The sequence below is a fragment of the Shewanella sp. 30m-14 genome (genome assembly GCF_052977125.1).
In genome coordinates this window covers 49109-74514 of record NZ_JBRILW010000023.1, presented here as the reverse complement: position 1 = coordinate 74514, position 25406 = coordinate 49109, and the positions used below count along the sequence as shown (strand labels likewise).

At 43.3% G+C, this 25406-nt stretch carries 18 protein-coding genes and 1 tRNA gene; 10 read left to right on the top strand and 9 right to left on the bottom strand.

Annotated features, from left to right (window positions below):
* Nucleotides 1-81 precede the first annotated feature (81 nt).
* Nucleotides 82-1746, top strand: a complete 1665-nt coding sequence (locus ACVBIU_RS16120; protein ID WP_447164266.1) for a DUF342 domain-containing protein — start codon at nt 82-84, stop codon at nt 1744-1746.
* Nucleotides 1747-1848: 102 nt separating this feature from the next.
* Entirely contained in the window at nt 1849-2973 is a 1125-nt protein-coding gene (locus ACVBIU_RS16115) for a site-2 protease family protein (protein ID WP_447161521.1), read from the top strand.
* Between the two features lie 64 nt (nt 2974-3037).
* Here the strand turns inward: ACVBIU_RS16115 and ACVBIU_RS16110 are convergent, their stop codons facing one another.
* The 4 genes from ACVBIU_RS16110 to ACVBIU_RS16095 all read right to left on the bottom strand — a co-directional run bounded on the left by ACVBIU_RS16110 (nt 3038) and on the right by ACVBIU_RS16095 (nt 10125).
* Nucleotides 3038-4063 carry an OmpA family protein gene (locus ACVBIU_RS16110; protein WP_447164265.1) on the bottom strand — a complete coding sequence of 342 codons (1026 nt, stop codon included), beginning with the start codon at nt 4061-4063 and terminating at the stop codon, nt 3038-3040.
* 78 nt (nt 4064-4141) lie between these two features.
* The gene (locus ACVBIU_RS16105) at nt 4142-8374 is read right to left on the bottom strand and encodes an Ig-like domain-containing protein (protein WP_447164264.1); all 4233 of its coding nucleotides are present in this window, start codon (nt 8372-8374) and stop codon (nt 4142-4144) included.
* Between the two features lie 324 nt (nt 8375-8698).
* On the bottom strand, nt 8699-9568 hold the full coding sequence (locus ACVBIU_RS16100; protein WP_447164263.1) for a LysR family transcriptional regulator: 870 nt from the start codon (nt 9566-9568) through the stop codon (nt 8699-8701).
* A gap of 472 nt (nt 9569-10040) precedes the next feature.
* A tRNA-Leu gene (locus ACVBIU_RS16095) sits at nt 10041-10125 on the bottom strand.
* Nucleotides 10126-10463: 338 nt separating this feature from the next.
* On the opposite strand from ACVBIU_RS16095, the gene ACVBIU_RS16090 reads away from it, so the two are divergent.
* Nucleotides 10464-10598 carry a DUF3149 domain-containing protein gene (locus ACVBIU_RS16090; protein WP_439268284.1) on the top strand — a complete coding sequence of 45 codons (135 nt, stop codon included), beginning with the start codon at nt 10464-10466 and terminating at the stop codon, nt 10596-10598.
* Nucleotides 10599-10744: 146 nt separating this feature from the next.
* Here ACVBIU_RS16090 and ACVBIU_RS16085 read toward each other — a convergent pair whose 3' ends face one another.
* Entirely contained in the window at nt 10745-11362 is a 618-nt protein-coding gene (locus tag ACVBIU_RS16085; RefSeq protein ID WP_447161517.1) for a superinfection exclusion B family protein, read from the bottom strand.
* Between the two features lie 219 nt (nt 11363-11581).
* On the bottom strand, nt 11582-12400 hold the full coding sequence (gene tcdA / locus ACVBIU_RS16080) for a tRNA cyclic N6-threonylcarbamoyladenosine(37) synthase TcdA (protein WP_447164262.1): 819 nt from the start codon (nt 12398-12400) through the stop codon (nt 11582-11584).
* A gap of 371 nt (nt 12401-12771) precedes the next feature.
* Here tcdA and ACVBIU_RS16075 point away from each other — a divergent pair, with 371 nt between their 5' ends.
* Nucleotides 12772-13833 (top strand): porin, encoded by a 1062-nt coding sequence (locus ACVBIU_RS16075; protein ID WP_447161515.1) that lies wholly within the window; start codon nt 12772-12774, stop codon nt 13831-13833.
* Nucleotides 13834-14543: 710 nt separating this feature from the next.
* Nucleotides 14544-15608: a porin gene (locus tag ACVBIU_RS16070; RefSeq protein WP_447164261.1), complete on the top strand. Its 1065-nt coding sequence runs from the start codon at nt 14544-14546 to the stop codon at nt 15606-15608.
* A 281-nt stretch (nt 15609-15889) separates the two neighbouring features.
* Here ACVBIU_RS16070 and ACVBIU_RS16065 read toward each other — a convergent pair whose 3' ends face one another.
* Nucleotides 15890-16546, bottom strand: a complete 657-nt coding sequence (locus tag ACVBIU_RS16065; protein WP_442529495.1) for a thiopurine S-methyltransferase — start codon at nt 16544-16546, stop codon at nt 15890-15892.
* Nucleotides 16547-16856: 310 nt separating this feature from the next.
* Nucleotides 16857-17198 carry a hypothetical protein gene (locus ACVBIU_RS16060; protein ID WP_447161513.1) on the bottom strand — a complete coding sequence of 114 codons (342 nt, stop codon included), beginning with the start codon at nt 17196-17198 and terminating at the stop codon, nt 16857-16859.
* A gap of 247 nt (nt 17199-17445) precedes the next feature.
* On the opposite strand from ACVBIU_RS16060, the gene ACVBIU_RS16055 reads away from it, so the two are divergent.
* Nucleotides 17446-19254, top strand: coding sequence for a protein kinase domain-containing protein (locus tag ACVBIU_RS16055; protein ID WP_447161512.1), 1809 nt, complete (start codon nt 17446-17448; stop codon nt 19252-19254).
* Between the two features lie 39 nt (nt 19255-19293).
* Here the strand turns inward: ACVBIU_RS16055 and ACVBIU_RS16050 are convergent, their stop codons facing one another.
* Nucleotides 19294-19929, bottom strand: coding sequence for an FxsA family protein (locus tag ACVBIU_RS16050; protein ID WP_447164260.1), 636 nt, complete (start codon nt 19927-19929; stop codon nt 19294-19296).
* A gap of 361 nt (nt 19930-20290) precedes the next feature.
* Between ACVBIU_RS16050 and cutA the strand changes: the two genes are divergently transcribed.
* The 4 genes from cutA (at nt 20291) to ACVBIU_RS16030 (ending at nt 25362) form a co-directional block, all read left to right on the top strand.
* Nucleotides 20291-20614: a divalent-cation tolerance protein CutA gene (cutA, locus tag ACVBIU_RS16045; protein ID WP_447161510.1), complete on the top strand. Its 324-nt coding sequence runs from the start codon at nt 20291-20293 to the stop codon at nt 20612-20614.
* A complete protein-coding gene (locus ACVBIU_RS16040) occupies nt 20611-22434 on the top strand; it encodes a protein-disulfide reductase DsbD (protein ID WP_447161509.1) in 1824 nt (607 codons plus the stop codon). The genes cutA and ACVBIU_RS16040 overlap by 4 nt, the downstream gene beginning before the upstream one ends.
* 205 nt (nt 22435-22639) lie before the next feature.
* Complete coding sequence (locus ACVBIU_RS16035) at nt 22640-24343, top strand: cation:proton antiporter domain-containing protein (RefSeq protein WP_447164259.1); 1704 nt, start codon at nt 22640-22642, stop codon at nt 24341-24343.
* A 68-nt stretch (nt 24344-24411) separates the two neighbouring features.
* Nucleotides 24412-25362 (top strand): TolB family protein, encoded by a 951-nt coding sequence (locus ACVBIU_RS16030; RefSeq protein ID WP_447164258.1) that lies wholly within the window; start codon nt 24412-24414, stop codon nt 25360-25362.
* The last annotated feature ends 44 nt before the right edge of the window (nt 25363-25406 follow it).

Genomic DNA, 25406 nt, shown 5'->3' with positions numbered 1-25406 from the left:
TGTGGCACTTTTTAACCAGCTTGTAATATGTTACTACTCCCATAGCAATCTCTGAAAAAAATAATAACGATGGGGATTTTTATGCTACACCCAGAACTCATTGAGTTAAGCCAAGACAAGCACAAAGCCGAATTAAAAATCGTCCCGAATAACCATGGGCCGATTACAGAAAATGATCTGCTGCAATTATTAGCGTTGCCAGACTTTTCTTACCTATGTCCATTACAGGCACAAATCACCCAAGCCGTCATAAAAGTCAATCAGCTACACCACCAAGAGGGCGGTGACGTTGAGCAGTTTTTCGAGATTGCCGATAGACGTGATGCAACGATAAGCTTTGACGTCTCTGACGACAAAATGCACGCCAGCATGACATTGACCGCAGCCTACGGCGGCAAAAACCTTGATATCAGAGATATACTCCAAAACCTCAAGCTACAACGAATTAGTATGGGCCTAAGCAAGCCCAAAATCGATGCATTATTAACTGAGTTTGCACACCTCTCTCCAGGCTCCACATGCACAAGCGTCATTGCCAATGGTCGAGCGACAGTGAATGGTATTCGCGCTAGTTTAGAGCGAAAAGTCTCCCTTGCCAGAGAGCGACTACTGCAACCACAAGAGAATAGTGATGGCAGCGTAGATATGCGTAATCTTGGCGCGGTTATTATGGTCAAACCCGGTAGCTTGCTGATTGAAAAGACCCCCGCAACTCAAGGTACTAATGGCTATAACGTATATGGTGAAAAGCTCATTGCTAAACCAGGAAAAGATTTTAAGCTCACTCCTGGTCAAGGTACAGAATTGAGCAAGCAAAACCCCAATCAACTTATTGCCAGTGTTGCAGGACAGCCGGTGGAAACCAAGTCGGGAATGCAGGTCGATGACGTATTACAAATAAAGAACGTCGATGTAAGCTATGGCCATGTGGACTTTAAAGGCAGTGTGCTGATCACAGGCGATGTCGGTGAAGGCATGGTGGTCAAGAGCAGTGGCGACATAACCGTTATGGGCTTTGTAGACTCTGCCAGCTTACATGCTGAAGGCGATATCACGGTGAGTAAAGGCGTGATTGGTCGCCAATTAAAAGACTTAAGTTTGTCGACCACCTTAATAGCCAAAGGCCAAATTAGTGCCCAATTTGTACAATACTCTCAGCTTGAAGCTCAGGGCAATATCCTCGTCACCAAACAACTTTTACACAGTCATACTCGCACTCAACAGCAACTGATCGTTAGTGATGCAAATGCTCGTCGCGGCGATCTTGTTGGCGGCAAAGCCGAGGCGAATAAAGGCATCAAGGCGGTAGCGCTGGGCGCGACGGCAGATACAAAAACTGAAGTCTATTGCGCCATGGCGTTAACGGATTTAAAGCAGCAACTCAAACAATTAGATAAAAGCATTAAATCCATGGTGGTCGCTGCACTGAATATTGAGGCGCAACTCAGAAAACTGCCGCCAAAAGTAGAGTGGCAAGATGACGCCATGATGGTTGAGCAAGTGACAGTGATGCTAGATGAAAAGCGCCGAATAATAGTGGTTAGAGCACAGGAAGAACTCGAGTATGACAGCCTAAACCTTGAAGTTGAAAACTATTACAAGCATTATCGCATCGATGTGCTTAAACATATCTTTTCCAATGTAGAGCTACATATCGGTAACGCCTTTCAACGGACTCAAAGAGAACATGGGCCTTGCCATATAAGCAACAAAAACCAGGAAATAAGCTTCGATTACAGTCATTAGCGGTTAATTATTACCTACTCAGGAAAGTTCGAGCGCTTTCGACTTTCCTTAAGCTACAAATCCACGGCATAATTAAGCCACTTTTCTCCTTTGAGACATGACGTGGAATTATTGAAAATCGACTGCCTTGGAAAACCGCTACGCCTAGAAGGCTCACTTGCGGGATGGCAGCAACTGTTTTGGGGAGACACTCTAGTCTCTGTTATTCAAGCCAGCCCAGATAATGAAGGACTAAAGAGCCATAATTTTGAATTGTCGATTCAAGATCCAGCCCTTGTCCCCGCCATTGATGGCGAGCCGATACCATTGCAGACAATCAAAATCACCTTAGAGACAGACTTACAATGGCAACCCTTTGTCATTGATTATCGCTTGCTCAAAGATGATGAAGTCATGACCACAGGTCAGCGCACCACCAAAGACATTGAACGCCAAACTCCCACGACACCGATCCCTGAAAAGCGACAATTCAGTGTCGTTGGTCTCGCTTCGCTGGGCTTTAAGCTACTCAAGAGTGCCAAGGTGATTAAGGTGCTATTGGCAGGTGCCAGTGTCGCGGCTTACTCTTGGTTATTTTCATTCCAATTTGCTTTAGCCCTTATCGCCTGTTTAGTCTTTCACGAGTATGGCCATATCAGGGCGATGAAATACTTTGGTATGAAAACCAAAGGCATCTACTTAATTCCCTTTATGGGCGGCTTAGCTTTAAGTGATGAGAAAATTAATACCCGCTGGCAAGATGTAGTGATCTCTATCATGGGTCCAACCTTTGGCCTATTTATGTCGCTAGCCTCTCTCGTCGCCTACTGGGTAACTGGCAATATCTTCTTTGCTGGTTTAGCCACGTTTAATGCCTTGTTAAACCTATTTAACCTACTGCCGATTTTGCCGCTTGATGGCGGTCATATCCTGAAAAGCATTAGCTTTTCAATGAACAGCAAAATGGGATTAGTGGCCTGTATTCTTGGCGCTGCGGTTGGTGTGTATATCAGCTATTCATTAGGCCTAGCATTACTGGGCTTCCTACTGCTTATCGGTAGCGCGGAGATTGTGTTTGAATGGAAAACCCGTCATCAGAGTCATTTACTGCCATTAGATAGATATGGCCAGATCTTTTCAACGGTTTGGTACCTAGCAACCGTAGGCGCCTTGATTGGCATTATCTGGTACTTTGCTGGTAGTGGTGATGAAATGCTAGCGCTACCACTTGAGATCTTAAAGAGTTAGCAGCCCTACTTTCATCTATAAATAAACCGGCCAAGTGCCGGTTTATTTCATTAATCGTTTCAGCCTAGAAACGAATTTCAACTCGACGATTACTCGCTCGCCCTGCTGCGTTAGTGTTACTGGCTATTGGCTCAGCTTCCCCCGCACCTTTAAGGCTTATCCTCGATGCACTGATGCCCTTAGCGATAAGGTAATCAGCAATCGACCCAGCGCGAGCTTTTGACAGTGTGAGATTGTAAGTCTGTGGGCCAACAGAATCCGTATGACCAACTATCATCACCTTCAAGGCATGTTGTTGAGCTAACTTTTCAGCCACAGCCTCTAATTGAGTTTTCGCTTGAGCACTAAGCTGGCTGCTATCGAACCCAAAAAGCACTGACATTACCTGTGGTGTAACCGCGATAGAATTAACCACAGGAGTGGGCGCAATAACCGCAGGCTTAGCGGGCTTAGCAACAACTTTTATCGGTTTTGGCTTATCACCAAAACGGTAGCTAAAGGCCAATGAAGTAAAATGACTCTGACTACCACCGACATCGGGAAGATACTGATACTCAACTCTAAGCGAAGTTGATTGTGACAAAGCGTACTCTAATCCTATGGCGCCTAATGCAGTGAAACCACTTGGATCTGGCAGCACAAAAATACTTGTGCGCGCAATATCCATATAGCTCGTGCCCGCTTTAACATAGGCGCTTAACCCATCTTCTGTCAGCGGTAGCGATAACTTTACTGCCGCGTCATAACCCATGATATCGGCATTAACATTATGCCCAGCATAGATAGCGTCATAATCTTGATAATCTGTCACGCCAAGCTCTACAGCGAACCAAGGAGTAAACTGGTAGCCAGTAAAAATGCCATATGCTAATGCCGAAATATCACAGTCTTGATAACTTGAGTGGCAGCTGTTTTCCATGCTGCTGTAACCCGCTTTTGCGCCGATATAGAAGTGGCTATCAAATGATGGTGTATTGTCTACAGCAGCAGTGTCTTGCGCTGCGCTTACCTGCTCTACCGCCTGTACAGCAGAGTGCATGCCCAATAGCGAGAACAGTAGAATGTGAACTGGCTTTATTATTGTTTTCATTGTTATTTCATTTCCAGAATTGCTTTCTTTCCAGACTCAGTTGGCCTACGCAATTAAACGTAGGCCAAGGGGATATAATCAGTTCAGATTAAGGTTCTTGTATAGCACGGTTTCCGACAGCATCTTGGCTTGGGCACCGGTGCTGTCACCACCATTGATCGGGTCGCCCCAGGTGACCATATCGCCATTGCCCTTAAGGGCAATAAAGGCACTACCAGTAGAGTAGATACTTCTGACATCGGTCAGCTTTGCCGCAACCTCTTCACTGACCGAGCCGCCACTTGCTGTATCGCCCCAAGTGATAACGCTGCCATCTTCCTTAAGCGCCGCGAAGGCTTTGTGGGTTGAATAGATGGCTTTAACATTGATTAGCTTGTCTTTTACAGCCTCACTATTGCCGCCTTCAACTTGATTGCCCCAGGTCACCACAGTGCCATCTTTTCTTAAGGCGGCGTAGGCATTGTTTGTGGAAAAAATAGTATCAATATTGACTAGTTGATCTGTAACACCACTGCTATCGCCACCGTTTAACGTTCCCCCCCATGCAATGGCAGTTCCATCTGATCTAAGCGCCACAAATGATTCTACATTCGCATAAATCTGAACGACATTTTGCAAGCTATCGGCAATGCTATCATCACCACCGAAGCTATTAAATCCCCACGCAACTACAGTACCGTCATCCTTTAGCGCAGCGTATGCTCTAAGGTTAGAGGTAATGTCTTCCACTTTAACGAGTTTAGGTTTCACCGTACTTCCAATAACCCCACCATCATTCTCTCCGCCCCAAGCAACAACTGTTCGATCTTTTCTTAATGCAGCAAAGGAATAAGGATTGGAATAAATTCGTCTAATATTATAAAGCTCACTGTCGACCTTTGAAGTATCCCCTCCTCGTATATCTAGCCCCCACGCGAGTACCTTGCCATCTTTTCTTAAAGCTGAGAAAGCTAAACCTGTGCCATAAACATCCTGTATATCATAAAGTTCATTAGCGACAGAAGTTGCATCCCCGCCATAGCGAGCATCTCCCCAAACCACGACTGAACCATCGAGTCTTATTGCTGCAAAGGCAAATTCATTACCAATAACTCGCTCAACATTCTTTAACTGCTCAGCGACGGGAGTACTGTTTCCCCCCTCCCAATACGCCCCCCAACTCACAACAGTTCGATCTGCCTTTAACGCAGCAAAAGCGCTAGATGTAGCAGTTAACTCTTTAACATCAAACAATACCGCATCAGCTGAAGAACTATCACCACCAAAATCTCTGCTTCCCCATGAAACCACCGTTCCATCAGTTTTAAGGGCTGCAAACGCATGGAAATTAGAATAAACACGCTCGAGATAATCAGCTTTAATCACCACTTTAGCTTGTGAAAACTGACAAGCATTGCCGCCGCCAACACCTTGATTATTTGCGGTGCAGTAACGATTTTTAGCTGTCACAAGTACGCCGACGTTTTGCTCGACTTCATGAATTGCGGGGTTGAAAACATTTGATGGTGTTAAAACAGGTAAACCTGCCACCTCAAATTGATAATCAGTTTTTGTTGGGTGCTCACAATCTACACAGGTCATGGTTGCCGTTATTGGCCCAGCATACTCAAGCGTTAAGTCGGTGATATTTGGCTTAGCTGGCGCATTAACCTCAACCGTAACGCTTTGCTGCACTTGATGGCCTTCATTATCTGAGACCAAGTAGTAGAAAGTATCGATACCATAACTGATGTTGTCTGGTTGGTAGGTGAAGACTAGAGAGCCCGGTTCAAACTCAATAGTGCCTAATCGCGCCCCGAATATACGCTCAATCGAAATCACTCTTCCTGTGCTATTGCTGACGTAATGACTCAAATCAACGGGTACTTTGAGTGAGTCCATCTCTATTGCAGGCAGTCTTACGCTACTTGCCGTCAAAGAGGAATCTGATGCTGAGATAATGCTAATAATATTACTGCTACTTTTCATCCCATCTGACACAGTGTAAGTAATCGTTTCGGTTTGAGATGCACCATTTGGTTGGTATGTCAGAGTTAGACCATCTTGAATCAATGTCGCAGGCTCAATCACTTTACCCACATAAGTCAGCTGTAGGTTATCGTCATCAGGATCTGAAGTGTAAGCACTATCGCTCAGATCTATGATTAAACTTGGCGTATTAACATCAAATGGATCAATGCTTAATGCAACGGCTTTGGCTATCGGCGCTGTATTAACAATATTGATTTCAATGATATTTTGAGCAATACCACCCTTGCCATCTTCTACAACATAAGTGAACTTATCTGACTCGAGGAGATCGGAAAATCTATACTTAATCAGTAATGGCGCTTCTATTTGAACCGGATTAATCGCAGCCATCACCCGAGTTAACTTAATCGGATCATTATCGGCATCACTAACCAAAGCGCTAATATCAATTAAGCGTTCCGGCTGGGCTAACACCTCTTTAAGGCTAAACTGGACGGTATGACTGTTAGCAAAAGGCACATTATTAACCGGTCTCGCATCTGAAACGGTAAATACGATAGTGCCTAATGCAAAGCCACCGTTTCTATCGTTAACCACATACACCACCTCATCGACACCCCAGAATCCATCTGCCGTGTAGCTGATATTTAAGCCATCAACCAGTGCTCTTCCGTTGCTTGCGTAAACACTAATGCTCAGTTCGTCGTCATCAGCATCTGCCACAGCATGCGTTAAATCTAGGGTAATTGGCGTTTTACTATCGGTGCTAAAATTCAAATCCATTGCCGTTGGTGGATTATTAGGTAACTCAGGATTAGCATCGAGTGAGTTGACAACGACCAATCCAACAGCAAATCCGCCTTGCTCGTCGCTTACTATATAAGTTGCAGATTCGACCCCGACGAAACCCGCAGGAGAGTAAATCAGTTTTGTTCCCTCTAGAGTAAACCGATTCGCTAGCTGATATATGTCCGGCAAGATAGTTAATCTATCCGTTTCAGCATCAGAGACTAACTCAGCCAAATCTACGCTAAAAGGCGTTTCGCTATCGGTGGTCTTAGCGAAATTTGATGCTATAGGTGGCGTATTATCCCTTTCACTGATAGCTAAAAACAGTTGGCTAGTTTGGACTTCAGTTTCGGTTTCAACCACGTAATCAAGTACCGCGACACCAGCCGATATAGCCTCTATCGTAACCGTATTTTGCGTTACGGCGCCAAGTGACACCAAGCCACTATCATTAGCAATACTGCTAATCGCCCAATCTAGCCCTGAAGTCACCCCAGAATCTATAGTAAGTGTTTTGATTTCATCGACCGTAAAATCAAACACTAGCGGAGTTAATGATAAAGGAAGAGGAGTTGGCAAAGGCTCAACATGAATCCTAATCTCACCTGACGCATAGCCGCCTTTGTTATCAGAGATAACATAAATAAAGCTATCATCGCCAAAAAAGCCAGTAGAGTCATATTCAATAGTGTTGAGGCTGCGGCTCAACAGAACGGCACGTCCAGAGGTTGCTTTTAAATCAGAGAGTTGTATCTCATCCTCATCAGGATCTGAGATCAAACCGCTCACATCAATCACCAGAGGGTCGCCTTGAACCACCGATGTCTGATAATCAAGCGCTATCGGTAATTGGTTCGGCGCTACAGGGTTAGCATCAGAAACGGTCATCACCACTTGGCCAACCGTGACACCACCTTTACCATCTATCACACCATACAGGGCAAGATCGCTACCAACAAAACCATTGGGTTTGTAGGTTAACTGTAAGTTTGAAAGAGTAAAACGATCCGCGCTTTGAGTCAGATCAACGATAGTTAACTCATCACCATCGGCATCATGAAGCACGTCGTTTAGGTTGATACTGAAGGTATGATCACTCAATAAGCTGCTGGAAACTAACTCTGCTGTCGGTTTTGAATTAGAGGCAACAGGCTCCTCGATACCCAGTAAAATTTCCGCCTGATATGACTTTCCCTGACTCATCACCTGATACACTAACTGAGTCACCCCTGAATAATCCGCTTTCAGGGTCACCTTAGTATCCGTTATGGTCTGAATCGTTGTGAAACCTTTAGGATCGGTAACGGCCTCAAGCTGCCAATCAGCTTTACTCGTCACATAGGCTGCAATATCTATGGTCAAGGTTTGCCCTTTTACGGCCTCCTCTGCAAAACTTGCTAAATAGATGGTATCTGGCATGCCGATGTCAGGAAGTAAAACCTCGTCACTTTTATTACAGCCCGCAAGGCTAATAATTAGGGCTAAGATATAAAGTTTAGCATTTTTGAAAAAATGAATTGCGCTAGAAAGCCTGTGTGCTGAAGTAACCATATTTACACCTTAAACAATAACCACTACCGACGTACCTAAATAGACTATTTTCCGGTTTAACTTATTCCTAACAACAGTATATTTTGTTTGCATTAAATCATTAATGTAAACAAACAGCACTAATCGATCTATATATTTAAGCAAATGTAAATTAATTCAACTCTAAGCTAAACACCCACACAGTGAAACATCATGTTTCACTATTCAGTTTTAAAATAAACAAATATAAATAAAAACTTTTAAATACCAAACGTTAAAAAAAGTGCGCAAAACAAGCAAAATGCAACAATCTGAAACATATAAAACCAAGGCACCCTTTAATGGTTACACTTTAAATATCCATTCACCGATGTCATTAATGGTTTTAAATAACCATTCCCTCTGCTCACCCGAGGATAAAACCAACTCATTATTCATTATCGAATATAGCTTTACCTCTTTATCAGCATAAACTGATCCTATGGAAAACCGCTTAGTATCCACAGCACTTTGCAAGTTAATCCCAAAGAGCCCATCAGTTAATTCGATAGCATGCAAAAAATCTGAATAACTATCTAGGCATATAGCAGCCTGTTCTAATTCTTGCGAGGAAAGGCACTCTGTAAACAGTTGCGGTTCGGCCGAAATCCATGTCAGCTTGGCATATTTACTCCTCTCTCCATGCCTTTCAATGCTTTCGGTTGTTGATTTAGAATGGAACTGACATAGATTATCATTATGAATTTGAGTCGATTTTAATAAGTACTCATCCGCGGGTTTCAGATCGATAAACAGGTCTAGATAGCCAAGCCGTAGATCCGCATATGCCCGAGTTCTAGATTTGATACTATGGCTATACTCTATAAGCAATTGCTGCTTAAATTTTTGTTCAAATTCTGCAGAAATATGGCTAAAGGTTATATAGGATAAAAATGGAGGCGCCACGATTTTAAAGCTGCTATTGCAGCTAACCTCTCTCGATATCAAATTTAACTCAGCTATTGGCTTAACAAGGCGCTGATATAAATCAGCGGCATTTTTAGCAACATGAAACTTAGCGCCGTCTTTTTGGAATAATTGATAACCTAAGGCGGCCTCTAGAGAAGAAATAGCCCTGGATACTGTCGCAATAGATACACCTAACTCTCTAGATGCATGCCTTATCGAGCCCGTTCTAAAAACAGACTCAAAATAAATTAACTCATTTGGTTTCAAATCATACTCAGTAAAATATAGACAAGCTCAGATAACATGTAGAATTATACATTAACCACACATTAATTATACAGACTCCTACAATCAGTCATATATACATTTAATCATTCAGAATTCCACAGATTAAATATCTAAAGCACCAAATTTAGATATCTGCTCTATACTAATCGCCATCAATAAAATTAATTGATGTATTATAAAATAAATGAAATTAAAAACTATTATGCTAGATAAAATTATTTATAAAAGTCTAATGCCAATACCACTCAATATAAGACCTATTTAGTACGCACCTTTATTATCACAGCTTATAAAGGTTGTTCTGTAGCAAACTAAACAGTAACAAAAGGTGCTAATAGAGAACAAATACTGGCTGGAATGATTAACTCAGGAAGGAATACAGTCTGAACAACAAGTAGGGGAATTTTAGGCATAAAAAAACCTGCTCGATGGCAGGTTGTTTTGTTGATAATGGTACCTGAGGACGGACTTGAACCGTCACTTCTTTCGAAATCGGATTTTGAATCCGACGTGTCTACCAATTCCACCACTCAGGCATTATCAATAACACTCACTGTAAATCTGCTCGACCTCAGTAAGTGAACGGAATTATACCTACCAGCAGATGAATGGCAAGTACTTTGAATTGAGTTTTGTATCAACTGAGCGTTTTTCAATCTCAAAAGCCTATAAACGCTCACTTTCGCCCTAAACAAACGCCAAATCCATTGTCTGCTTTGACAGGTAAAATTAGTAAAACGTGATCTACAGCATATTCATTAACAATACAGCCTCATTTATTTAATAACTGGAGCAGTAATTGACTCAGATCAAAAAACTCACAAGCACCGAAGCGTATGGTTATTAGGAATTAAAAAGAAAGAGGATTTCGCAAATGGCATTCTGGTTAGATTTGATGTTTGGCAACCCAATAGGATTGGCCTCAATGATTGTTATCTTTAGTACGATTGGCATCATTTCGTATCTAATGTGGATGTTCTATACCAAGTCTGCGGATCCCGAAAATTAGTTTTCGATATTGATTCTAATGCAGGGGGCTATCAGCCCCCATTTTTTTGGGGTAAATTTGGTGAGTATTGTTGCTAGTACTGTTGCTAAAGCCAGTTGCTATAGCCATTCACTATAGAGCCACTGAGCCTAGTCACTTATAGCGTATTAAGCAGCATGCTTTCGTGGTACTGCAAAGCTATTGACGAAATGTGGGCGCGCTTTAATCAAGTTCTTCATATCTTCAGGGCTAGGCTCTCCGACAGGAAAACGTAACACTTGGCGGTTAAGGTGAACACGAGCCCGCATTGAAATCTTAAAGTCTGCTGTTGAGCCTTGAATAGCATAGTGCTTCTGGTTACCTAAGTGCTCCAAAATTCCTGCCTTTAATAAACTTTTAACTGCTGTCTCTTGCTCTGGTAGGGTCAAGATTGTTTCACCTTGTAAGAAAAACTCCCTTAATAAGGCTCTCTCTGTTGGGTCGAGCAGCTTTACTTTTTCCTCGATAATTTCAAGAGAGCGCTTATCACTTAAGTGACTAATCGCCTCATCTAGAAAATAATTTAAAATCTGCGTCAATAAAAAAGCCGCACCAATGATTAAACCCAAACCAATAAAGTGTGCATTTTGTTGAGAAAACTCATTAAGGCTCAATGAGGCCAACAGCGCTTTAGGAGCAAATAATAGTGCAGCGCACGCCAGTGCAAGCCATAGCATTGCTGTAAAAATTAACTTTTTAGGCGACATCATTTGAAAAGAAGTTAGTTTGAAAGCCACTTTTTGCATACCCATTTACCCAGTGTCAGAAATCTGTTCCTACCTAGATAAAAGCAAAAATAGTGCCAACATTTAATAGTAAGTGGCTAATAGTTAATGGCTAATGCTCAACATTACATTTCATCCAAAGAGGATTACCTTTTTTCCTAAAAGGTATAGCTTCCAGGCTGAAAAGAAAAAGGCGCCTAACTGGCGCCTAACTGGCGCCTTATTAGTGGCTAGTTTCTGCTATGCATTTGCTTTTGCAGCTAACTTGGTTAATACCCGACTTGCAGCAACAAACCCAAAGGTCCCAGTTACAACTGTCACCGCACCAAATCCTGATGCGCAATCCATTCTCATGCTTCCCTCTGCCGTAGCCTTGGTGCTGCATACAGAGCCGTCAGCTTGTGGGTAAACCAGTTGCTCAGTTGAAAACACCGCTTCGATTGAAAAGCGACGGGCGATATTCTTGGAAAAGTTATATTCGCGTCTTAACTGGTTACGTACTTTAGCCAACAGCGGATCTTGATAGGTCTTAGCTAAATCAGCCACCTGTACTTGAGTGGGATCCATCTGTCCACCAGCGCCACCAACAGTGACAATGGGTAACTTTTGACGCTTACACCACGCAATCAATGCAGTTTTAGCCTTAACGGCATCAATACAGTCCACGACGTAATCAAGCTCTCCCCCTTGCTTCTTACCCTGAAAATATGCAGATAAGTTTTCAGGGGTAATGAAGTCTTCTACTTCATTAACAATGCATTCAGGGTTGATCTGTTTTAGGCGCTGCGCCATCACTTCGACTTTAGATTCACCTATAGTGTCTTTTAACGCATGAGCCTGTCTATTAGTGTTCGTCACACAGATATCATCCAGATCAATCAAGGTTATCTGCCCAATACCACTTCTCGCTAAAGATTCTGCGACCCAGGTCCCCACACCACCGATGCCAACAACGGCTACATGGGCCGAGGCAAAAAAACTAAGAGCTTGCTGACCGTACAAACGACCTATCCCAGCAAAACGATTTAAGTAAGCGTCAGACAAAGTGTGATTATTCAAAATGATACTCATTGTAGAAAATAGAAAGCGCAACTGCGTTGATATTTTATCCCAAACGCTGGAAAAACCCTAAAAAAATTACTTTACCCGCAAAACATTTGTAAATCATTTTCACAAAAAGAGTGCCAGTAGACACCTGAAATGTACCCCTTGTTAAAAACAACGTAACTAACTGTTTAAAAACAGTAAAACGACATGACGTGTATCACGTAAAATCCACTAAACATGACCTAGATCACGAACCAAAGTTCCCATTCCGTGCAAGAATCTCGACCGAAAAATACAGCTTCACTCTTGTTGGCCCACAGATAGGGCTGACGATTATTGATAGCCTGCAACTATAAATAGCGATTCGCTACAGGAAGATGAAAATGAAAAAAACTGTTCTGTCTGCCACTATTATTTCAGCACTAGCCGCCACCTCTTTTACAGCACTCGCTGATGGCCCAAGTTTTTATGGTCGTGCCGATCTTGCAATCACTAACTCAGACCTAGGTATTGCGACGCAAAACCAAAAGTCTGGCACCATCATTGAGAACAACTTCTCATGGTTAGGTGTTAAAGGTACTGAAGCAATCAATAGTGAGCTTGAAGTGGTTTACCAAATGGAGTTCGGTGTTAATAACTTCGACAACTCAGGCAACACTTTTTCTGCGCGTAACACTTTCCTAGGTCTAAAGTCAGCGACTGCTGGTACTATCCTAGTGGGACGTAACGACACTGTATTTAAAGCTTCTGAAGGTGGATTCGACCTATTCGGTAACACTAACTCAGATATCGATCTATTAGCTGCTGGCCAATCTCGTAGCGCCGATGGTTTTACTTACTACTCACCAAAAATTGCTGACTTAGTGACATTGAATGCAACGTATTTAATGGACGACAACTATGCTCAAGAAGTTGATGGCAAGAAAGTTGACGCTGACAACATGTATGCACTAAGTGCAACCGTTGGTGACAAGGGGCTTAAAGCACAGAACTACTATGTTTCTGCAGCATATAACGACAGCATCGACAACGTAAAAGCTTACCGTGGTGTAGCTCAAGTTAAACTTGGCCAGGTTATTCTAGGTGGTTTCTACCAAAACAGTGAACACGTTGACAGCAAGTACTCAAACCTTGAAGGTGATACTTACTTCGTTAACGCAGCTTATGTTATGGGTAACCTAAAACTTAAAGCTATGTACGGTAACGATGACTCAGGTCTAGGTAAGTATGTTAGCCGTTACGTTGGTAGCACTGATGGCGCTAGCTTAGAAACAGTAAGCGATGTCGAGTTACAACAGTTCAGTGTTGGCGCAGACTACCGTCTAAGCAAAAACACCTTAGTATACGGTCACTACACTAAGTACGATGGCGACATGAAGTTGAGCGGTGCGAAGCAAGATCTAAGTGATGATATCTTCACTGTTGGTATGCGTTTCGACTTCTAATCTATTGGTTAATGAGTCAAATAGGCTTTAATACATGGCTTATAAAAATTGACTTAAACAAATAGGCTTAAAAGGCAGCGTTAGCTGCCTTTTTAATTTATGCCTCCCTCCAATCTGTTTACCCCAGTCTTAACGCCTAATACCAATCAATATTCAATATCACAGCAAAGGTGCTCAATGTTGAAACTGAAAATGCTTAGATGCTTGAGTTTTAGATGATTGAGTTTCAGAGGTTTTATTTTAGATGATTTATTTATAGGGACGAGCAACTGCCCAGCAGGCAAGGTTTCATCAACAAAAACTTAACATTTAAGCCGTTTGCTTTGATTTCCACCTTAAAGAAGCTCACTGGTTAATTTTGTAATCTCACAATAGGCACAAGATCACCCCATTCGCAGCCTTAGTAAATACTAAACAAGCAAGACCGACTTTTCTCGCAATCCGCCAAAATACCCCTTTAGAGATAGTTTAAAGTGTTTATTTCTATATAAATCACCAAATAAACAACGAAAGCTCTCCAATCGTCACAAAAAAGTAGCAAATTAATCTTGAACCCCTGAAAACATGATCTAGTCCACATTCTTCATGCCATAAAACTGTAATATTTAGCCCCACAATTGTTATGAGCTCGGATGCTTGTAACAAAAACAAAAGTTTATGTAAAAAACCATAAGAAACGAATAGGAACTTAGGTTCTGGGAGCAAATGAAATGAAAAAGACACTAATCTCTGCGTCAGTGGCATCAGTTTTAACCCTAGCTTCTTTCGGCGCGCTAGCCGATGGTCCAAGCTTTTACGGTCGTTTAGATCTAGCTCTAACTAATGCAGATACGGGTGCAACGACTCAAAATGGTAAAGAAGGGACTGTTTTCGAAAACAACTTCTCTTTCGTAGGTGTTAAAGGTACTGAAAGCCTAACTAACAACATCGACGTTGTTTACCAGATGGAGTTTCAAGTTGAGAACACAACTAACTCTGGCGAAACCTTTAAAGCGCGTAACACTTTCCTAGGTCTTAAGTCTCAGGCAGGTACTGTACTTGTTGGTCGTAACGACACAGTATTCAAGCAGTCTGAAGGCGGCATTGATTTATTCGGTAACACTAACGCCGATATCGACCGTCTAGTGTCTGCACAAACTCGTGCTGCAGATGGTATCTGGTACTACTCTCCAAAGATCGCCGATCTTGTGACGCTAAATGCAACTTACTTGATGGAAGATAACTACGAAACTAATGACGCTCAGTATGCCTTAAGCGCAACACTTGGTGACAAAAAGTTCAAAACGCAGAACTACTATGTAGCGGCTGCTTACAACAAAGGTATCTCAAACGTTGATGCATACCGTGGTGTAGCTCAAGCGAAGTTTGGTGACTTTAAAGTGGGCGGTTTTTTCCAGAACACTGAAAGCAACAAGTATGACAACCTAGAAGGCAATACTTACTTCGTAAACGCAGCTTACAACCTAAACGGCGTTAACTTAAAAGTTCAATACGGTGTTGATGAGTCAGGTCTAAGCAAATACTTCACAAACTCTTTCGGTGTCATCAACCCGAATGACCCTGATACAGAAGATAACGAAACAAATGCAGCTTTAGCTACTATCAGCGATGTAAATGTTCAAAACATCACTGTTGGTGCTGATTACAGAATCTCTAAATCAACTTTAGTATATGGCCACTATGCTATGTACACAGGCGATTACAAGGTTAATAGTAACAAGACAGATCTAGCAGATGATAACGTATTCACTATCGGTATGCGTTACGACTTCTAATCGATTGGGTCTTAAGACTCTCTAACGATTTTAAGCCACAAAAAAGCGACCTTAGGGTCGCTTTTTTGGATCTGGCTAAAAGCCAAGAAGATTCGAGGACGCCCTTCGGGCTACTAGGACGTTCGCAGGCTCACTGCTAGAGCGGACTTCGTCCTGCTATAAGACAAAAGCTAAAGACAAAAGATAGAAGCGACGGATAAACTCCAGCTTTAAGCTTTTGAATGTATAGGATCTAGTAGCGCAGCGATCTCGCAGTGACGTAGTCACGCCCTAGGGCCTGCTCATTTTCTCGTCAGCTTATAAACCGATTCCGTCAACCAAGATACCTGCTTTTTCACAAAGCGAGGGTTGTCATTCAACACATCGTTACAAGCTAAACGCTCAATTTTAAAATGTTCACCTAGATTGGCCTGAACCCAATCTTCTGATACCGCAAAAGGCGGGCCATTTAACTCGGCTTGTGGATAATCTAAGGTGATCAATAAGCCAACACTATTAGCGGAAACCAATTTAGTAAGCTGACGCGCATAAGCTAAGCGCATCTCTTCCGGCCAAGCGATTAGCGCTGCTCGATCGTAAAAGGCTGTGCAACTTTGCGGTTCTAATACTGGCAATGTAAAAATATCGCCTTGAAAAATGGTGACTTGCTCAGTGGTAAAGCGTTGATGGTCTTCGACCACACTTACCTTAAACGCTAGACTATTTTCTTGATAAAACTGCTGTACAGCTGGTTCACTTAACTCGCAGCCTAACACTTCATGACCTTGCTCAGCCAAAAAACACAAGTCTAATGACTTACCACATAGAGGAACAAAAACTTGTGTATTTGCTGCGAGATTAAGTTGCGGCCAATATTTAACCAACAAAGGGTTAACCGCACTTAAATGAAAACCTATTTGCTGGGCGTCCCACTTTTCATGCCAAAAGCTTGGTTGCATAGTCCATATCCATTACAAATGGTAATTACAAATTTGCATTAAAAAACAATTACCAAAGAAACCAAGGTATGACCATGATCATGAGAATCATCAGGGGAACGAATTAGCGCTCACTTTGACAAGTGATGCTCAGACTTGGTATACCATTTTGGCCATTACTCTATAGCCAGAGCGTAATAGAAGCAAAAATAAATAAGCGGTTATCACTAAAGATACCAAGTCACAATGCTGTTACTGCGTCTGCATTCACAGGTTAAACAGAAGCAGATTAAACTGAAGCGGCTATACACTCACGACTATGCATTCACGGCTATGCATTAAGCACTTGCTGAACTTTCCTCAACCAGACACAGTTTTCACACTCGCAATTACGACGAGACAAGTGATGCGGTGTTAAACTCGAATCAATAAAATCTACCGCAACCAGAAGTTGCTGCTTCAGCTCTTCAGCTGATTTCTTCTCGACCGCAACGGTTTCGTCATTGTGGTTCATCCAGGTACATTCCATACCTTGGTGACAATTAATGCACTCCATATCCGTCGGGTTAAAAAAGCCTGCATGAGGGCAATAATTTAGCTCCATCGACTGTAAAATACGTCGACGTGGGTATTCAAGCAATTCAATTAGCTGGGATTTATCTAGTCCTGACATAAAGCCACCTTTAGTTGATATCTAAGCCTTTTCTTTGGCTTATACCATTTATACTAGTACTGACTTCAAGATTACCTTTCTCTTATTCCCGTAGATTTGATATGCATCAATATCTAACCCGAAAATATTGGTTAGGTGTGATTCAGATAACCTTTTTACAAGCTCGACATAAGTGCGATAATTCAATGAGCTTGGACTTTATTACAGCTTATTGATTTAATGGAACTCACTGAAGAAGGGGACGCCATTGCAAACACCAGAACTGCAACACTTTTACATCTCAGAAGAGCAATCTGTTTATCTGCTTGGTGCCAATGACGCCCGTAAACACAGAGCCTGGATCCGCCTGTGTAAACAGCAGTTAAGTAAGTTGGGATATAAAGATTTAGAACTCGTGGGTAAAGGCGCCTATGGTTTTGTGTTTGCAGGCGTTAATAAGCAGGGCGAGGCTCATGTGTTTAAGTTCTCTCGGTTAACTCTGCCTCAGCATATTCAAGATAGGCTTGAAGAAGAAGCCTTTATGCTTTCTCAGGTCATCCATCCTAACGTGCCACCAGCGATAAAGTTTGAACACGTAGGTAAGCAAGGGATTTTGGTCATGGCCCGTGCTCCAGGTGAGGACCTTGAACAACTTTGTGTAAGAGTAGGCGCATTACCGGTTGCCATGGTGATGAATATAGCCCGCCAACTCGCGGCTATCTTACAATATCTACACCATGGTAGACCGCTCATTCATGGCGATATCAAACCGTCAAACCTCGTCTATGACATTCATACTCAACATCTATCGCTGATTGACTGGGGCTCTGCTGTATTTGCACAGCGTGACACTCAAGGTAATCCCGTTAACGGCAATGTGATGGACTTAATGTCCAGCGATCAACAACATACCAATGCCCGTATGGGAGACGTGTATTTTATTGGCGAAGAGCAACTTAACGGCGCCCTCTCTAGCCCGAGGTTTGATGAACAAGGCGTTGCAGCCACCCTTTACGCTTTAGCGTCGGGCCAGGCCAGTCGCTTTGGTAGTAAAGTCATCCCCGCTACCAGTATCGGCTTGCCAGTAGAGCTAGCGCGCACCTTAGATGGCATGCTCAGCGATGACCCACAGCAACGAAAAAAAGCCGGTGACTACTTTTTAAAAAGCATGGCTCACAGTCACCGTATGCACTTACCAGAAATTGACACCACGCCGCTCGTTGCCGAGATCCCTGTCTGGATCCTCCCCAGAGACAAAGAAGTTGAGACCGTTAGCTACAGCTCGCGTAAGTCATTCTTGAAGGAGCATAATGGCGACGATCCAATAGCCAAAATGGATGACCTACAGTTAGAGAAATACTACCGTAATTTTATGGCTGGAATGGGCGATACCGAAAAAGGCTTTATTGCGGCAGTTGGCCGCTTAAGCCAATATGCCATTGTAGGTGGCTTAGCCATCCACTGGCGTGAAACCGGCGTATTTATCGACTCCAATTTGGCTATTTATAAGGCCGAGCAAAAACATGCCATTACGGTTGCCGTCAACAATATGGTGACACTCGCTCGTGGCATTCGTCGCATTGGCGTATTTAAAGCCTGCTTCTTTAATGCCCGCGACACCTTGCACATTGAACGCCAAGACAGCACGCAACCATTTGTGACGGGTTGCGATCAACAGCTCCCCTTTGAGGTGGGTAATGTGCCATCGCTTGAAGACAAATCACGGCTACATTCTTACTTTGAAGATGGTCGCGATCCGGAGGAAAACCTAGAGCTACCGAAAGAGATTATGACCGAACTTGGCTGGATAAATCAGATCCACCATACCGGCTGTATTATTTTTGAGGTGCTGCCTAATCATATGAAGATCCACAGCTACTTGCGATTACTTAATCCGAGAAAACAGGCAGCGTTTCGTGCCAGCTTGGATAGGATCTTAGCCCATGTGGATAAAATTCAGGGCAAAGGGGTGTCAGGCTTTATGAAGCTGCCCTATAAAAACACCCGTAAATTTAACCTAATAGAACGCCGCGGTGACCGCTTTTACCCCCGTAATCCTAAGCAGTTAGACCACTAGTAACTCACTAGCGATCAATAACAATCTATGCCTTACTTATTAAGGTTTTGGCTGTGGTTTATCGTCAGATTCTTTATCACTGTCACTGGTAACCGTTTCACCTTCAAAGGTCGTTCCTTTTACTTGATGGCTTTCAGGTCGCTTATCACTTGGGTCGGTTTTACGTTCAAAGTCACCGTCGAAGGTATTACCTTGATCAAAAGGCGACTGGCCGCCCTTATTTTCAAATGGATGTTCAAATGGGTTTTGCCCTTGAGGCCCCATTCCAGCACCAAATCCGGGGCCAAAACCTGACTGGAAGCCACCATTCGCCTGCACTTTGAGCTGCATACGTTTATAGAAGAACCTAGCGACAGGAATTCGCATAAATGGTGTGAGCAGTACTAGTCCAAGAAAGTCAGTTACAAAACCTGGGATCAGCAAGAGTAAACCTGCTACCGCTAACATCATGCCTTCAACAATCTCTTGACCTGGCGCCTCGCCACGGGCCAGCTTTTGCTGCACTTGCATCAAGGTGCTAATACCTTGAGTGCGCACCAAAGACACCCCAACGACGGCTGTAAAAATAACTAATGCAACCGTTGTCCAACTACCTAACACCTCACCCACGCGGATCAGTACTGATAGCTCCATCACAGGAACTAAAACAAAAATTAATAACAAAATAAAAAACACACTGACCTCACATTTTTTGCTGGTGATGAAAACTAAATTGGGGTTACTCGGTCTATTTTCAAGTAGCTAGCTGTTGGGAGACCGTGATCACCTATTGTTAGTCTGTAATTAACGACCGTTAAACTGCTATATAGAGAGTATAAATCCTAACTGGTGCCGCAATTAGGCGAGTAATTGTAAGCAAAAACTACTGGCATCACTATTTTAGCGATGCCTTAATGCAAGCCTAAGGTAAAACACGTAAAGTATCGATTCGCTTTTTAAAGCCATTCGCCATATTGATAGCCAATGAACCTTGATTGGCATTATACAATAGTTGGCTTAATACAATTTTAATCTGTTGGACAATAGAAATAGTTTAATGCAAAACGAATTTTTGTTAGTGATCACCAGCTGCCCCAGCGAGGAGCAAGCAAAAACCCTTGCCCGTGAGCTGGTTAAAAATAAGCTTGCTGCCTGTGTACAGATCTCTCAAGGGATCACCTCCGTATATGAGTGGCAAGGAGACTTGTGTGAAGAGCAAGAGTTCAGTTTGCAAATTAAATGCTTAGCGCAGCATTACAGTGCGATAGAGCACACACTCTCTAAGCTGCATCCCTATGATGTACCCGAGCTAATTGCAGTTCCTGTAACCCAAGGACTGCCAGCCTATTTTGATTGGATAAAAGAAACTACACAGCCATGAAAAGAATTATCAACCTGTTTTTAGCCTCACTACTACTGCTCACGCCATTGGCACACGCCGACGGTATTTTCAGTAGCAATAAGTTTGACTTTTTAAAGGGTGAGCCTGAGCTCATGCCTGTCGATCAAGCATTCGTGTTCGACTTTAAACAGCAAGGCGACAAAGTAAAAATTAGCTGGGTCATTGCCGACGGTTACTATATGTACCGTGACAAACTTAAATTTGAAACCGCTGACGGTGCCGTTTTAGGCGAAGTCGTGCTACCTCAGGGCAAACCCCACACCGATGAATACTTTGGCGAGCAAGAGGTTTACTACTCTTACGTCGAGATGCCTGTCGCGATTAAAGAAGCCACAGCTGGCAGTAAACTCAATGTCACTTTTATGGGCTGCGCCGAAGGTAAACTCTGTTTTCCGCCAACTAAAAAAACGGCTGAGCTAACTGAAGTCGCCGCTAATGACGGCTTGCTTAGTGATACAGATAAAGCACTTGGTGCCGCGCCATCAGCCAATGAAAGCGTAAAAGCCCCAATTACTCAACAAGATACCTTAAGCGCTATGCTGTCAGGAGATAGCCTTATGTGGACCTTAGTGATCTTCTTTGGTTTAGGTATCGGCCTTGCGCTTACGCCTTGCGTTTTTCCTATGTACCCCATTTTGTCGGGCATTATCGTTGGCCAAGGTAAGAAGCTTTCTACCGCAAAAGCCTTCAGCCTCTCTATGGTTTATGTTCAAGGTATGGCAATCACCTACTCGCTAGTAGGCCTTATCGTTGCCTCTGCGGGCATGAAGTATCAAGCAGCATTGCAGCACCCTGCAGTGCTAATTGTGTTAGCAATACTCTTCTTTGTTTTAAGTTTATCTATGTTTGGTCTATATGATCTGAAACTGCCTGCTAAGTGGCAGGAAAAGATGAACTCATTCTCTAACAACCAAAAAGGTGGCAATGTCATAGGCGTGTTCGTCATGGGCATTATTTCTGGCCTTGTGGCATCACCTTGTACCACGGCGCCACTGTCTGGTGCGCTTATTTATGTGGCGCAAACGGGCGATCTACTACAAGGCTTCTTAGCCCTGTACGTGTTGAGTATGGGTATGGGTCTGCCATTGCTGATTATTGGTACCTCTGGCGGAAAACTTCTACCAAGAGCTGGTCGCTGGATGGACATCATCAAGACTTTCTTTGGTTTCCTACTCATCGCGGTATCGATTGTAATGCTAGGTCGAATTTGGCCAGGCTTTATCTCAGATCTACTTTGGTCAATCTGGGGAATTACTTTAGTCGGTTATCTTATGCACCAGAACAAACTTACCGAGTTTAACTGGAAGCAAACCACTCGCTCAGTACTACTGATGTTAGCGCTACTCGCTAGCTTCTCATATGGCATGCAAGCGGTAATGACCAAGCTGGGTTTTAGCAGCAACACCAATGTTGCCACTAATAGCACAGCTGAAAATCACGGTTTTACCCGCATAAAGTCACTCCTAGACCTGCATACTGAAGTTGCTGCTGCAACAGCACAAGGCAAGACGGTAATGGTCGATTTCTATGCTGACTGGTGCGTGGCCTGTAAAGAGTTTGAAGCGATCACTTTTAAAGATCCACTCGTCATTGAACGCATGGATCAAATGGTATTGCTACAAGCTGATGTCACCAAAAACGATGCGGTTGATATTGAGCTGCTGGAGTACTACGACATACTCGGTTTACCGACTTTGTTAATGTTTGACGAAAACGGCGTAATTCGTGACGACCTGCGAGTTACAGGCTTTATGCGACCGAAAGCATTTGCAGAGCATTTAGATCACTTAGTTAACTAAGCCGTTAGCGCAAATTAAACCTTATCTTTAGAAGCCCCGTTTATCTTTAATAATCGGGGCTTCTTTTTAAGCTTCCCTAGCTCACAACACCGCAAATAACCATTAAATTTATTCACAATTTTCAGCTCAACTTCATAAATTTCTTATACAATGGTGCATCATTGTATCCAATGGCTTGGGTACATATTATAAAGAAAGGAGCATCATGGAACCCGCTATACTCATTATCACCTTAGCCTGCGGCATGTTAGTTAGCCGCGTGGGACTGCCCCCCTTAATTGGCTATCTTGTTGCGGGATTTGTGCTGTTTCTGTTTGGTATTGAAGAGTCCAGCTTGCCTATGTTGGAGCAACTTGCCAATCTAGGTGTCACCCTTCTACTGTTTGCCATTGGTCTTAAGTTAGATCTACGCAGCTTATTTAAAGCGGAGGTTTGGGCCGGCTCCAGCCTGCATCTAATCGGCTCTATGCTATTCTTTATCCCACTACTGAAACTGCTCGGCCTATTAGGGCTTGAGCAGCTCACAGGATTAGAGATAGAACAATTTGCGTTACTTGCCTTTGCATTAAGTTTTTCCAGTACCATTTTTGCGGTAAAAATATTGGAAGATAAAGGTGATATGCAGTCGCTTTATGGCCGAGTGGCTATTGGTATCTTGATTATGCAAGATATCTTCGCGGTTGCTTTCTTAACCATATCTAAAGGGGATATCCCCTCATATTGGGCGCTAGGTTTACTGTTACTGCCGCTGGCAAAACCCCTCATATATAAAGCATTCGATCGTGTTGGACACGGTGAACTACTAGTCCTATTTGGCTTGGTGATGGCACTCGTCATGGGCGCTGGCCTATTTGAGCTCGTCGGGTTAAAGCCAGATCTGGGTGCGCTGGTCATTGGTATTTTACTGGCGGGGCACCCTAAATCATCAGAGCTGGCTAAATCACTGTTTTACTTTAAAGAGTTATTCTTAGTCGCGTTCTTCTTAACGGTAGGCCTAAATGGTTTACCCACCTTTTCCGACATCGGTTTGGCCGCAATTTTAGTCCTTGTCGTGCCGATTAAAGTCGTCCTATTTATGTACTTGCTAACCCACTTTAAACTGCGTTCTCGTACCGCACTAATGAGCTCATTTACCTTAGGTAACTACAGCGAATTTGGTTTAATTGTCGCAGCGGTTGCGACCTCAAAGGGATGGCTACCGCCACAATGGATGGTTATTCTCGCCGTTGCACTCAGCTTTAGCTTCCTGTTTGCCGCGCCGCTCAATACCGCTTCTAGCCGTTTATATCAGAAGTTTCAAAGCAGGCTCAAGCCGTTAGAAAAACACCCTCTACACCCGGAAGATAGACCTATTCCTGTCGGCAATCCACGCTTTTTAATTTTAGGTATGGGGCGGATTGGTTCAGGTGCTTATGATGAGCTTCGAGCCCGTTACGATGGCGAAATATTAGGGGTTGAGCACAAACAAGAACTGGTAGACTTCCACATAAATGAAGGCCGAAACGTGGTGCAAGGTGATGCCTCTGATACTGACTTCTGGGAAAAATTAGACAGAGCGCCTAATCTCGAATTAGTCTTGCTAACCATGCCTCATCACGTGGGTAACCTGTTTGCGGTGGAGCAATTAAAACTACATGATTACCAAGGTAAACTAAGCGCCATCGTTAAGTATAAAGAAGATGCTCAATCACTTAGCGAGTCTGGCGTACATAGCGTATATAACCTCTATGAGGCGGCAGGTGCGGGTTTAGTTGAACACCTGGTCAAAGAGCTACTCACTCCTGGCGGCGCAGCACCAGATAATCCAGATGCCATCAATCGTAAAAATGAAGCTGATACCCCTGATGCGGGAGATATTATCAAGCATGAAAACCAGGCTGAGTCAGTGGAAATGTCGCAAAAGAGCTGATTGTATACATTATCCGCATTATAGCGTATGTTATTTGTTATCGAGTATAAGATGACCATTAACATACAATGCCAAAAAATAATAATACTACTCTGGCGGGTTATGGGTTTTTAACAGCCCTACTTCTTGTCCCCAGCAGCGCCTTTGCCGCTGGGTTTGATATCTGGATCTACAAACTTAATTACCAAGATAATCAACAAGGGTGGACAGTATCAGAAGGTCGCCCAGTCACTGCGCGAGACGGTTACGATAATCAGCCAAGCTTTACACCAGATAGCTCACAGCTATTCTTCACCTCAGACAGGCAAGCCGCACCAAGTGAGGGCCCGCAAGCCTCTGCTCGCCACAATGATATTTATCAGTTCCAAATAGCCGACAATCGTATAACGCAGCTCACATTTACCCCGGAGCAAAGCGAGTTCTCTCCCCAAGCCTTTAAAACAGCTGCGGAAAACAACCAAGTTAATTATGTGGTCGAGCAAGGCGTGCCCCATCAAAGTGTATGGCAACAAACAGGCAGTACCCCACGCCAACGTGCTATTAATAGCTTAATTCCAGCTGGTTACTACGCAATTAAGCAAGATCTTGGCAAGCTAATTTGGGCTCGATACGCCTACAGTCTCTACTTTGAACCCAATGGCGAAACCGCCGATGAACGTCATTTTGTGGTCGCAAATGTTGGCAGAAGTATCCATGCCATTCCTAATGATGAAGCCTTTAGTTATCTACATAAACAGCTAGATGGCGACCGAGTCATTAAGCGCTTCTCACCAAAAGATAACAGCCACACCCAATTGATCCCACTCTCGAATACTGCCAGTGAAGACTATGCCTGGAGTCAGAATAACTGGCTGTTTAACATCGATAATGGCCAGTTAGTTGCTTGGGATAAATCGAGCAATAAAAGCTGGCAATTGATTAGCCCAATCCCGCAACCCAATGCTGATTACCTAAGCGCCTCAAGGATAGCCATTAGCCCCGACAATCAGCATTTAGCGATAGTTTGGCAGCGAAAATAGCCTGCACATAACAAGAAAGACCCAAATACAAATACAATAACGAC